This is a genomic window from Paenibacillus sp. Root444D2, from assembly GCF_001426375.1.
Taxonomy (GTDB): domain Bacteria; phylum Bacillota; class Bacilli; order Paenibacillales; family NBRC-103111; genus Paenibacillus_E.
Window position 1 is genome coordinate 584,130 of the sequence record NZ_LMEO01000045.1, and the last position, 13,301, is coordinate 597,430.

General features: G+C 43.8%; 9 protein-coding genes and 2 pseudogenes. All 11 read right to left on the reverse strand.

Annotated elements, in window-relative coordinates:
- Positions 1–56: 56 nt before the first annotated feature.
- Complete coding sequence (locus tag ASD40_RS24035) at positions 57–1,523, reverse strand: glycoside hydrolase family 68 protein (protein WP_057305672.1); 1,467 nt, start codon at positions 1,521–1,523, stop codon at positions 57–59.
- Between the two features lie 213 nt (positions 1,524–1,736).
- Positions 1,737–3,017, reverse strand: coding sequence for an ABC transporter substrate-binding protein (locus ASD40_RS24040; protein ID WP_057305673.1), 1,281 nt, complete (start codon positions 3,015–3,017; stop codon positions 1,737–1,739).
- The gene (locus ASD40_RS24045; RefSeq protein WP_057305674.1) at positions 3,014–4,234 is read right to left on the reverse strand and encodes a helix-turn-helix domain-containing protein; all 1,221 of its coding nucleotides are present in this window, start codon (positions 4,232–4,234) and stop codon (positions 3,014–3,016) included. Before ASD40_RS24045 ends, ASD40_RS24040 begins: the two co-directional genes overlap by 4 nt.
- Positions 4,235–4,238: 4 nt before the next feature.
- Entirely contained in the window at positions 4,239–6,020 is a 1,782-nt protein-coding gene (locus tag ASD40_RS24050) for a cache domain-containing sensor histidine kinase (RefSeq protein ID WP_057305675.1), read from the reverse strand.
- A 185-nt stretch (positions 6,021–6,205) separates the two neighbouring features.
- Positions 6,206–6,349 (reverse strand): annotated as a pseudogene (locus ASD40_RS36630) (RNA polymerase factor sigma-54); the annotation flags it as partial.
- A gap of 110 nt (positions 6,350–6,459) precedes the next feature.
- Positions 6,460–7,398 carry a homocysteine S-methyltransferase gene (gene mmuM, locus ASD40_RS24055; protein ID WP_057305676.1) on the reverse strand — a complete coding sequence of 313 codons (939 nt, stop codon included), beginning with the start codon at positions 7,396–7,398 and terminating at the stop codon, positions 6,460–6,462.
- 90 nt (positions 7,399–7,488) lie between these two features.
- Positions 7,489–7,823: pseudogene (locus tag ASD40_RS36635) on the reverse strand (malic enzyme-like NAD(P)-binding protein); the annotation flags it as partial.
- Positions 7,824–7,897: 74 nt separating this feature from the next.
- Positions 7,898–9,313, reverse strand: coding sequence for an amino acid permease (locus ASD40_RS24065; RefSeq protein WP_057305678.1), 1,416 nt, complete (start codon positions 9,311–9,313; stop codon positions 7,898–7,900).
- 60 nt (positions 9,314–9,373) lie between these two features.
- Complete coding sequence (locus ASD40_RS24070; protein ID WP_082562414.1) at positions 9,374–10,819, reverse strand: aldehyde dehydrogenase family protein; 1,446 nt, start codon at positions 10,817–10,819, stop codon at positions 9,374–9,376.
- A gap of 39 nt (positions 10,820–10,858) precedes the next feature.
- Positions 10,859–11,899, reverse strand: a complete 1,041-nt coding sequence (locus tag ASD40_RS24075; protein WP_057305679.1) for a homoserine dehydrogenase — start codon at positions 11,897–11,899, stop codon at positions 10,859–10,861.
- Between the two features lie 16 nt (positions 11,900–11,915).
- Entirely contained in the window at positions 11,916–13,136 is a 1,221-nt protein-coding gene (locus ASD40_RS24080; protein ID WP_057305680.1) for a cystathionine gamma-synthase family protein, read from the reverse strand.
- Positions 13,137–13,301: the final 165 nt, after the last annotated feature.

The window sequence follows — 13,301 nt, forward strand, 5'->3', positions numbered from 1 at the left end:
TTTTCATCGGCATTTTCTTATGCTTTATTGAGTATGTTTTCATTTTTTTTGTTAATCTACTTCGTGTCAACCGTTAATTGCCCTTGTGCAAGAATACTATTACCCACAACCGAAGTTTTTGAACCATTAATGTTCAGTAAGAAACTCGGCGCAAAGGTAGATTTGTGGTCTGCAAATAAACCTCTGTTTGTCATGTAGCTTGTGATGACCACATTTTTACCGTCAGCTTGCGGTACTGCAAAGTGAGAATAAGTCCAGGTAAGATCTTTAGGATCAAGATTCATGTTTAATACAAGTCCGCTGTCATTTAACGGTTTGTATGTTCCTGTTAAGGAATCGGACACATAGCCTAACATGTAGACATCATTCCCGCCGATTCCATCCATCGTCATTTTGGAGCCCCTGGAATCCGTGAACAAATACCATTTGCCATTCATTTTAAAAACGTTAGCACGTTCGATTTCATCTGTTACTGTGTTCGATGCAATTAACGGTTTCATGACTTTTTTCAACGTATAATCGTCGTTCAATTCAATAATACCCAATGCGCCATTCGCTAACTCAGCAGCACGTTTTTTAGGACCTTGCAGCAATTTATTTTTTTCATCCTGGAAGAATGGCGTGTTTCCGCCGTAGAATGCTTTGTTGAAGAGCGATGCCTCTCCTTGATAACCAACTTCCGTTCCTGTGTTACCTTCGAAAACAAGATATTTATGACCATTGTCTTCCACATAGTGAGGGTCCCTTAATGTATGATTATCCGAATAGTTCTCCGCTTCGATTCCTTGCATAACATTTTGATAGATTTTGCCGTCTCCGCCATCAAAAATCGATTTGAGATCCTCTACGCCATCAATTTTCAGCGTACTTTGATCTGGATGTGATACATTGACTTGGGCTGTTGTTAAGGTTTGTTTACCATAAAACCCGTGATTGGGGTCCCAACCTTGACGATCCGTATAGAATAAACGAACTTTTCCATCCGATGTTAAGGTTGCGGAGCCTGACCATTCTTCTGCTTGATATTTGAGAAAAGGATCGTTTGGAACGAATTTATCGCTATCCTTAAATACTCTGCCAGCATTTTTCCAGCTATCAATGGAAGTATCGCCTACTTTTTGATAGAACATGTAGACAAATGTGTCCCATCCTCTTTTAGGGTCTCCTGCTAAAGCAAAAACGATATTGTAGCCATTATAATTTGCTACTGTTCCATCAGCGTTTTGCAGCGGCCAGCTATCCCAAACATCGATATCGATCAAGTTGCCCTGCTCATCATAACCTTTTGCTGAAGAAAGATTTTTTATTGTTGATGGATCGAATTTAGGCGCTTGAAACTGTGCACTCTTTTGTTGTTCAGGAATTTTCAGCATGTCAGAGCGTGTAATATGGGAAAAACCGTAATTTTCTTTGTAATCCGTATTGTCTTTTTCTTTCGCAAATGCTTGAGCACCACCTCCTACCAGCATTGCTGTAGTCAAGCTTACTGTTGTTGCTCGTTTAACCAATTTTTTGATGTTCATAATCTTACAACTCCTGTTCTATTGTATGTTTTTTCTCTCCACAATTTATAGTTTAAGGCAAAGGGAAAGGTAAGAACATGTCGTACATTGATAGATTTACAGGCTTATATTGATTCAACTAGACGAGCTTATCAAGCACAAAATAACCCTTACCACCTTGATACTAAGCATCAGAGGCGAAAGGGTTATGTATCTAATATGTGTGCCAACCAATTATTTCTGCTCAGCCTTTTTCCAGGATCTTTGGAATTCCTGCAGTAATTGATCGCGGTTAAGCTGTTTGCCTACATAAGCTTGCATGGCATAGCCGAACTCTTCTCTTGCCCTCGAGGGAAATTTAAACCAGTTCCAGGACAATGTTTTCTTCTCCTTTGTGTAACGAATAATATCGGCCGCGAGCGGTCCTGAACGGTCCGTCTCTATATTTTTAAACGCAGAAATAAAATGGAATTGGTCCTTCATAAACGTTTTGCCTTGTTCCGACGAAACCATCCAGTTCAAGAATTTCTTGGCTTCTTTCTTTTTCTCCGGCGAAGATTCTTTATTTACAACCCAATTATTGGATACACCCACCGCCAAGGCATCGTTTCTGGCATCATCATTTATAGGAATGGGTAAGAAACCGATATTCATATTCGGCGTTATTTGATCAATCTTAGATTGAGCCCAATTCCCTTGTTTAAGGATCGCCGCTTGGCCGCTTGCAAACAAAGAGACTTCGGTATTATAGTCGGTCGTCAGAAAATCTTTATTTCCGTATTGAACGGTCAAATCCAGCATTCGAGTCAGATCTTCGAACTTTTTGTTCCCTTCGATAGTTTGCGTCCCGTCGTTCAAAGCTTGAATAAAATCGTCCGGGTCGTCCTGCTGGGCAAAAGCAATATTCATCATGAGAATGAAAAACCAACTATCTGAATATCCGACTGCAAAGGGGGTAATACCAGCGGAATGCAGCTTTTCCGCCGCACCCTTTAATTCGGTAAGCGTTTTTGGCAGGGTCTCGATACCGGCCTTTGCGAATAAATCCTTATTATAGATAAAGCCGTAGCCTTCCAAATTTATAGGCATCCCATAAATTTTCCCGGCCATCTTCATCGGCTTAAGCGCCTCATCTACCACATTTTTCACCCATGGCTGATCGGATAAATCCTCCAAATACCTTTTCCAGACTACCGCTTCTTCATAACCGCCGTTAGGAAAGATATCGGGACCTTTATTTGCTGCAAATCTTGCTTTTAATTCGGCAAGGTAGTTTGCCCCTCCGCCAAAGGTTAAAATATTCATCTTAACATTCGGATTTTCTTTCTCGTACTCCTTTACCATCTGCTCGAACTCCGTGGAAATTTCTACTTTGGGATTCAGTACCTCTAAAGTGATTTTCTGATCAGCACTTATTGTATCTATTTCCTTCACCGAACGATTGTCCGCCCCGCAAGCCGAAAGCGATAAGGTAAGCAATCCGGCTAACATGCATTGAAAAACCTTGATTATCATAATACCCCCTCGTTACATTTACAACTTTCATGAAGCAATTCCAATTCCCTTATTTCTCGGTCTCCCTCCTTATTCCGATATTCATGAGGCGTCATGCCAACAATTCGTTTAAATAACTTCGAAAAGTAAGTTTCATCCTGGTACCCGAGCTTTAATGCAATCGAGTACATTTTCTCGTCCGTTTGGCTTAACCACTGTTTAGCTTGTTTTATTCTTAATTGAATAACGTAGTTGGAGAGGGTCATCCCGTTTTCTTGCTTGAATCGTCGCGAGATATGTTCGCGGCTCAGGAAGAATCGGTTTGAAAGTTTGTCCAAACTTAACTCTTGCATATAATGTTCATTTACAAAAGCGACAATGTCATGCATGCGCCTTGCATCATCCAAATCCGTCAAACGGTGTATGGCTCTGAAATTTTGCTCAGCCATTGCCCTTTGCGCAGATTGAAAAGATTGCGGGAGCTCTTTAAGCGATGTCAGTGGGAGGCCGCTAACCAGACGAACGGGAATATCGATATGCTGGGTAATCCATTCCTCTACCGGGAAGAATTGGCCTTGAACAGAAAGAATCACACAGACATTAGGGTCGTTCTGAAGAGCATAGGCATTCCCCCATTCCCGAGTAACCAGCTCATCCGTCAAATGCTGGAGGTAGGGATCCGAATGATGGGTTTGGTAAAAATAAATCAAAGTAAGATCGTAGACTTCCGCTTGCGGAAGAGACAAGGCAATTTCGCCCGGATCAAAATGTTCCCCGTTACATGCCGAGGTAACCCCCTTATTTAAGCGAAGCTTCTTAGCCTCTTCATAGACGCCCGGCTCTACATTGCTGCGTTCTTCCTCTTCTTTTTTCCACGATTCTACCGCTCCCGCAAGTGTTTCATTTAGCATTTCATTTTCGATTGGCTTCAACAAATAATCGAAGCTGCCGTGCTTAATCGCTTTACGCATGAAAGAATAGTCGTCAAACCCTGTAATCAAAATCACTTTTCCCGGATAGGAATTGGCATCCAACCACTCGATCAACTCTATCCCGTTCTTTTTGGGCATTTTCACGTCTGTCATGATGATTTCCGGACTTTCTAAATCAATTAACGCTTTTGCCTCTTCACCATTTCTGGCTTCCAAAATATCGGTAATCCCATGTTTCTGCCACTGTCCCATAAAACGAATAATTTTCCTTACATTAGATTCATCATCCACGATTAGAGCTTTCATTACGTCAATCCTCCTTGAGGTAGAGTGGAATCACCAGCTTCACTGAAAATCCTTGTCCCTGCATAGAATCAAGTAGGATCCCCGCTGTCGGATCATAATTAAGAACCAAGCGGTCATGAATATTTTTCAAGCCGATATGCTGGGGCGAGTAGTTTTCTTCGTATACCGGCGCGTAGATTTTATTTTTTAATGCCGTAAGCTCATCATCCGTCATACTCGGGCCGTTATTTTCCACAACCAGCTTCAAATATTCTTCTCGTACTTCACCGTAAATACGCAAGTGAGCATGCTCGAACCCCTCTTCATAACAATGTTTAAAGAAGTTTTCAACGAGCGGCTGCAAAATCATACTCGGAACTGAAATACCAAGAATGTCCTTGGGTATGTCGATGGAATAGCTAAAATCGGTTTGAAAACGCTCCTCTTGAAGGTTCAAATACGCTCTTACATAATCTACTTCACTCCGAACAGTAGCCTTTTGATCCACACGAATAGTGTATCGCATCATTTTGGATAAGGAGACTACCAATTGGTATACTTTCGGAGATTCGGTGAATAGGGCAACCGCACCAATGGATTGAAGGGAGTTGTATAAAAAGTGAGGATTAATCTGTGACTTTAGCGCTCTGTGCTGATTCTTTCTGTTCTCAATCTCCAGCTTGTACTCACGGTCGATGTGACGATTGATCCGGTTCATCATTTCCTTGATATGCCTCTCCAGATTACCGATTTCATCTTCCCTCTTATCGTCAAACGGAGCATTCATGTTCCCGCCTTCAATGCTCAGTACTTTCCGGCTAAGCAGCTTGATCGGACGAGTAATCTTGTAGGATATGATGGCTGTCATGATTAAGCCCAGAACTCCCACGATTACACCGACGATGATGTTCGTGTACGCGGTTTTCCTCACGTCATTAAATAAGAATTTGCTTGAGGTTATCTTAACAAAGTGCCATTGATTTAACGGTTCCGACAACGTTTTGGAAAAGATAATATCGCCATTCGAAAACTGTGCGCCTGCTGCCGACTGATTGATTTTCTTTTGTAATTCTGCCGGAACAGCCTTCCCTATCATGGCTGCATCACTAGCATAGACGACATAACCGTCCGAATCGGAAAGCAAGACAGATTCTTTATTTTTTTGAATGAAATGATTAGAGATGCGAGCAAATTTGTCCAAATCGATGTCTATCGTGATAATACCGAGAAATTCTTTCGAAAGGGCATCCAAGATTTTGTGATGAATCGTCAATACCATCGTTTTGTCCGATGGGGGCATAATGGCTGTATGGTTATAATTTTCAATCTGATGCGGCGGTTCGATTAGAAAGTTCGAATCAGAGTTTATTAGCTTCTGAATAGAGGCTTGTTTCAATAAATCCGGCTGCCGCTTACGGGAACTTATCATCGCATTATAAACCGTAAACGAGTTTTTTCCTTCCTCGATGTATAACCGAACCTGCCTAATTTCGTTTCTCATCAGATAAAAGGTTGTCATGCCTTTATAGATTTCAAGCTGGTTGAAATAAAGGGAACTATCGAAGCCTTTTTCGAAAATCATGAACAAGTCAGGATTTCGGTATAAAATATACGGAAGATTAACGATGTCATCAAAGTATTGCTCCAGGTCTTCGGACGCCTGCCCAATTTGCTCGCGGCTGTTCTCAAGCTCATGCCGTTCCACATTTTCTTTCGTTTGCCGATAAATCAACAGCATGGACAGAAAATACGGAAGGATAATAAAAACCAGCAGCATGATTAATAAACGGCTTTGAATGCTTTTCACAAAAAATACTCCTTTTATTAAAAATCACCTTGCTATTATTGTAACCTCTTAACAATGTGATTTGTTTCGCCAATATCTGTAAAAGGGATCCTACAACTGTTATAAGATTCGGTCTTTGATGAAAGAATCAGTCCGTAGAAATCTTTCAAGCTATACTGAACCTCTGAAAGACAGACATTTCATTGTTACGAGCGAAGCCTCGACGAAAGTATTTTCATCTCCTCCCGATACTTCATAACCGTACGCCGCGAAATTTGAATACCTTCCTTATTCAGCAAATCCGTCAGTTGTTGGTCTGATAAAGGCTGCGTCTTCACCTCTTGATGCACATACGCCTACTCCGCAATCAATAAAAAGAAAGAAAAACCTGCACATGCCGAGAACAGCAGAGCGCAGGTTTTCAACTTTTTCAAAGCTAATTCTTCGGAATGTGAGACCTCTATCCTTCTCTAACCCAAGCAACTATGGATTTGATATCGTCAGGGTTTGTTCGACAGCAACCGCCTATTAGCCGGGCACCAAGTTCATGCCAGCCCCGGGCGCTGCAGCCAAAAGTATCCTCTGAGGCAGCTCCCTTCCAACCTCGTGTACCTGCATCATATTGCTCGCCTGAATTTGGATAAACGATAATTGGCTTCGCTGTTTGTCTATGGATTTCACCGATCAGCGATGATACATACGAGGGACGCGTGCAATTAACACCGACAGCCGCCACTTGATCGTGATGGTCCAGCCACGCAGCACAATCGGCTATTCGATCCCCATTGCTTATTTGCAGTTCGTTCTTTGCACTGAAACACACCCATGCGTAAACCCCAGGGAATTCTTCTAACAATCTGACAAGTGCTCTTGCTTCCATTAAACAAGGTATGGTTTCGCATGCAAGGATATCTGCACCGGCATCTACCAACGCCTTCATACGAGGTCGATGAAAATCAATGAGCTCGTTTTCAGTCAGCTTGTAGTCTCCACGGTATTCTGACCCGTCTGCTAGAAAAGCACCGTAGGGGCCAACTGAGGCGGCTACGATCGGCCTTGGTCTTTTGGTTATATCCACCATGTTATCCCAAAACTGATCCCTTGCTTTTACCGCAATTTGAACAGATTTCTGTATAAGGCCAAAGGCATCAGTTTCGCTTAAACCTCGTCTGACAAACCCCTCAACGGTTGCCTGGTAGCTTGCCGTAATCGCACAATCCGCACCTGCAGCAAAATAGTCTGTATGAACCTGACCAATCAGATCGGGGTTTTCCAGCAGCATTTTTGCAGACCATAGGGGGTCGTTAATATCACAGCCACGGCGTTCCAACTCTGTTGATAAGGCACCGTCCAAAATCATCGCAGGAAAATCTTTAAGAATGTTTTCTATAGGATTCATTAATAATCAGCAAGATGTGTCCGACTTTTCTTTATCATCTTGCCTTCCTCCTTAAAAAATTGCTTGATAATGTTGTTCCGGCGCTTCATGGATCCCAGCTGCGCCGATCCCGCATATAACCACTTTGCAGTTCTCTAATCGTTTATTCACTAGCTTCAACGCATTCATGAGCCCGGCAATCAAGACGACAGCCGTACCGTGCTGATCGTCATGGAACACGGGGATATCCAATTCATCCATTAATCTGCGTTCGATCTCGAAACAGCGCGGCGACGAAATGTCCTCTAGATTGCAGCCTCTGGCCCTATATTCCCTAACCCGAGCACGGCAGAACCATCTGACAATACACCAACCGTGTTTCGTTTAATCGTAAGCGTATGGGCTTTCCAAGGGTCTTCATGAATCGCCATACATACGCGCGCTACCCGATGCAGCTGCAACCATGTATTTCTCTCCTTTGAAAGTCCTCTTTAAATGCGAGTGTTCTTCAATCCGTTGTCTATTCAATAGGCTGAATCCGTTGCTCTATCACCTTGCTCTTGCTCCTATTTTTCAGATAATAATACAAGTAACATAAAGCGACAAATGGAATGCCGTAATAAAGAGCTGCTCGTTGACTAGGGTCAAAATACAGCCCGATACAAGAGATCAAACACAGGATGAAGGCTGCAATCGGCACGATCGGATATAGCGGCGTCTTGAATTTCAATTCTCCGAGTTGCCCGCCCTCTTTCAGATATTGTCTTCTAAACATGAACTGCGACGCTGCGATAGCCATCCAAACAGCTACTACGGCAAATCCGGAAATCGCAATGAGAATTAAATAAACGGTATCGGCCGCAATCACACTGGAGAAAAGAGACACGCAAGCAACCAACATACTTAGGATTAGCGCATTTAGTGGTACCCCTCTAGCTGTCACTTTCCCCAATGCCGGGCTGATCATTTTTTCTTGGGAGAGTGCCCATAGCATTCGAGTGGAAGCATACAGACCAGAATTTCCTACGGACAATAACGCGGTAAGAATAACAAAATTCATAATATCGGCAGCGTAAGGAATACCTATTTTGTCAAAAACAAGAACAAAAGGACTTTCAATGACTCCCGCTTCTCTCCAAGGGATAAGACCAGCCAGAACGAATATCGCCCCGATGTAAAAAAGCATGGTCCGCCATATCACGTTTTTAACGGATTTGGGAATGTCTCGAACTGGGTTCTCGCTTTCCCCTGCGGTCACACCGATTAATTCCGTGCCGGAGAAGGCGAAGTTTACCGAAATCATTACGAACAACACGGGAAGAAACCCGTTAGGAAACAGACCGTCTTGGTTGAAAATATTGGATAACATGGGTACTGATTCGGTTCCTTGCATGTGAATAAAGCCGAACATGGCAGCCCCACCCAAAATGATGAACAAGATAATAATAATAACTTTCACACCGGCAAACCAAAATTCAGATTCCGCAAAAAAACGGGCAGAAAGGGCATTTAATAGAAAAAGCAAAACGGCAAAAACTGCACTCCATATCCACACAGAAACATCCGGAAACCAACGCTGCATCAAAAGTCCTGCCGCCGTAAATTCAGATCCAACGGTTACAACCCAAGTTAGCCAATAAAGCCATCCAACGGTAAATCCGGTCGCCGGTCCGATATATTTCGTTGCATACGACTGAAACGAACCTGTCACAGGCATTGCTACGCTCAACTCACCTAAACAAAGCATGACAAGATACATAATCAGTCCACCAATTAAATAGGCCAACATAGCACCTCCGGGACCCGCCTGGTTTAATGTATAACCAGTACTAAGAAAAACCCCAGTTCCAATGACCCCTCCCAGTGATATCATAAATAAATGTCTGCTCTTCATCGAGCGTTTCAATTCAGATCGTTGGTTGTCGGCATTACTCATTCTGATCTCTCCTTAAGAGAAGGAATTTTGGCGGAAATAACCGGGAGCCCGGATTCCCATTTAATTGGATAACTTTACACATACCACTTTCGGTTCGGTCATTTCATGAACGGTAAATTTAACGCCCTCCCTTCCCAATCCCGATCCTTTCACACCGCCAAAAGGCATAGCATCAATGCGATAGTCGGAACTATCATTGATCATGACGCCTCCTACATCCAATTGACGAACCGCGATAAAAGCCTTCTCCAAATCCTTTGTAAATATACCTGCCTGTAAGCCGAAATCCACACTGTTTGCCTGCTGAATAGCGCTTTCAAGATCAGACACAGGGTAAATAGTGACAACGGGCCCGAAGACTTCTTCTTTTGCTAATTTGCAATCTGTCGGAACGCTCTCCATGGCGGTAGGATAGTAGAAGGCACCTTCGCGAATGCCGCCGCACAGTAATTTACCGCCTTTTTCCAAAGCTTCATTGACCCAGCTTTCGATCCTTTTGGCTTCCTTTTCATTAATGAGCGGTCCCATGTCCGTGTGCTCTGAAAGCTTATCTCCGATGCGATATTGTTTGGTTTGCGACACGAATTCCGAGACGAATTGCTCATAGACGCCTTCCTGTACATAAATCCGTTGTACACCAAGACAGTTTTGACCTGCTGCCCAGAATGCTCCGGATACAGTAGAGGCGACAGCATTGGGTAAATCTGCGTCATTCAATACAATGGCAGGAGAGTTGGAGCCAAGTTCCATGCTCATTTTTTTCAGCCCCGCTTTTTGCATAATGGATTTGCCTGTTTCAAGTCCGCCCGTAAAGGAAATCATCCGTACATCCGGATGTGTCACCAATACATCGCCGATTTCTCGGCTTTCTCCCGTAATCACGGACAATATTTTGGGAGGAAGCCCCGCATTAACAAGTGCTTCTGCCAGCATAAATGCGCTTAAGGGAGTCGCAAGGGAAGGTTTGACTATAATGGCATTGCCCGCTGCAATGGCTGGCCCCACCTTATGTGCAACCAAATTCAGCGGATCATTAAAAGGGGTGATTGCCCCGATCACGCCAATAGGGAATCGATAATAATATCCGATGCGGTTTTCGCTTCCAGGCATTTGGTCGAACGGAATGGTTTCTCCATGGATTCGTCTTGCTTCCTCGGCACTGATGCGTAGCGTTTCCATACAGCGCCTGACTTCTTTTCTCGCTTCGCGAATCGTCTTGCTGCCTTCCCGGGCGATCGTAACTGCATACTCTTCCGTATGCTCTTCAATCCAAGCCGCCGCCCGATTTAAAATAGCGATTCGTTCATAAACAGGCATGGCCGCTGCAATACGAAAACCCTCTTTTGCCTGTTCAATCGCATAATGCATATCTTCCGCGGAAGCAGAAGGAACCGTTGCGATTAGACTATTATCCTGCGGATCGAACACATCGATGGTTTTTTCCCGAAATACCCATTCACCGGCCAAAAGCATTTGTTTTCTCTTTGTCAATGTTTCCATAAGCATCCCAGTCACCTCTAATGGTTTATTTGTGAAACGTTCCTCTTAAAGCTGGCTACGGCTTATATTGATCAAATCAATTAAAATAGAAAAACCTGTTTCCTTTCGCCCCGCTCCCGCTCCCATAAGTGTGATAGGACCGGCCAAATCGCAATAGTAAGTAATGGCATTGACCGCTCCTCCAACTGCTGCCAAGGGATCCGTTAATGGCAGAGCCTCGGGACTTACTTTCGCAATCACCCTATCGCCATCTCGCTTGCAGGTTGCAATAAGTTTCCAGCGTTTTCCTTCCTCCCTGGCCCTTTGAATGTCATCTGGCGTCAGATGGCTTATTCCTTCACAAGTCACGTCTTCTCTCTTAAGCGGAGCATTCATTACGATATTAGCGAGAATCGTAATTTTGTACTGGGCGTCATAACCTTCTACATCGTTAGTCGGGTCTGCCTCCGCATAGCCTAATGCTTGGGCCGCAGCAAGCGCTTCCTGATAGCTCATACCTTCTTCCATCTTCGTCAGCATATAGTTGGTCGTCCCGTTCAATATTCCCTTGATTTCGTAGATCGTATTGCCTGCGAGTGAAACAATCGGCATACGTAAGGCAGGCGTTCCACTCATGACTGTTCCTTCATATCCCCAACGGACGCCGTTCTTTTGAGCCAATGCGGCTAACTCCTGATAGGCCAGGGCTACCGGTCCTTTATTGCTCATCACCACATTTTTTCCACTCTCGAATGCGGCTTTACAGTGATCAATCGCCGGTTGACCCGTTTTGACATCCGTGAAGGTTAATTCTACTACAGTATCCGCATTGGTTTCCTGTATCGTCTGAAAACTATCCAGTCCCCGAATCAGGCCAGGTTCATCGGGATATCCATCGAGCTTTCCTGTTTCTTTAACAACACGAAGAACTTGTGAAAGATTCAATCCGTTCGGATGATAAAGGGAACCCTTCATGAGATCCGAAACAGCTACGACTTTTGCGTTTAAGCCAATCTCCTGCGATAAGGTATGCCCTTTGTCCAGAAGAATTTCCGCCAAACCCTGGCCGACTACGCCAAAGCCAAGTAATGCGATTCTTTGCTCCATAGTACACCTCTTTGAATTAGTTGATTTTCTCACAGACAGGAAGCTTTGATTGTAAATAAGCCAAGGCTTGCCGCAAGTCCTCAATCAAATCTTCCGTGTCTTCAATCCCCACCGAGATCCGAAGAAGACCTTCCGAAATCCCCAGCGACTTCCTTTCTTCCAACGTGCACTCCACATGGCTGGTCGTTCTGGCGGGTCCATATATGGTTTCAACAGCACCCAGATTCCCCGCTCTATTGGCATATTTAAGCTTGGGAAGCAAAATCTTGATGGCCTCCATTTCATCTTTTAAGACAACACTCAGAATACCGCCAAATCCTCTCATTTGCTCTTTAGCAATCTCATGTCCTGTATGCGTTTCCAAACCAGGGTAATAAACGGCCTCTACAAGACTTTGTGTCTGCATAAATTTAGCGATCTCCATAGCGCTTCTCGCTTGCTGCTGAACCCTGAGCTTCAAAGTTTTCATTCCTCTTAGAATGAGATAAGCCGACCATGGATCCATCGTAGCCCCATTAATCTCGCGATAATGGTACACTTGATCCATCAGTATCTTGGCACCGCAGACCACTCCCCCCAGCACATCCGCATGCCCGCTTAAGAACTTCGTAGCGCTGTGAATAACGATATCTGCCCCCAGCTTCAGCGGATTTTGATTAATTGGCGTTGCGAACGTGTTATCTACCAACACCAAGGCACCTGCTGCTTTTGCCGCTTTAGCCAATCGTTTGATATCCGTAATCTTCAGCGTAGGATTTGTGGGTGTCTCCAAATACAAGACCTTGCAGCCTTTAGCTATTTCACGTTCAATTTCGGCGTGATCGCCAGTTGTACATAATGTAACATCTACATGAATGTTAGGTAGGAATTCAGTGAAGATTTTATTCGTCCCGCCGTAAGTGTCTTTAACCGATACAACCCTGTCTCCAGGTCTTAAGAATGTATAAAGTGAACTGCTGATTGCAGCCATCCCTGATGAAAAACCAACAGCTGCTTCTGCACTTTCGAGAATCCTAACCTTTTCTTCCAATGCCCTAACAGTAGGATTCGTCATCCTGTTATAGATGTAGCCCGGTCGATTGCCCAAAGCAGTTTCATACCATTCATCCACGTCGTCATAATCGTAAGCAACACTCATCACCACAGGTACTTGGGTTGCCCCGAAAGCCCTGAATTCTTTTTCCCCTGCCCAGACTACTTTTGTGCCCATCTCTACATGATCGATTTCTTGGTTCATGTTCTCTCACCTTTCGTTTGACTTCCATGCCGCAAAAAAATGAAAGTACGAAATCAAACTTTTTTTGATTATACTATATATTTAATATTGTATACATAATGCTTTGAATTTTAACTACTCAAATTACTACTGTACACCTCTCTTTCAAAAGCATGCATTTAACTT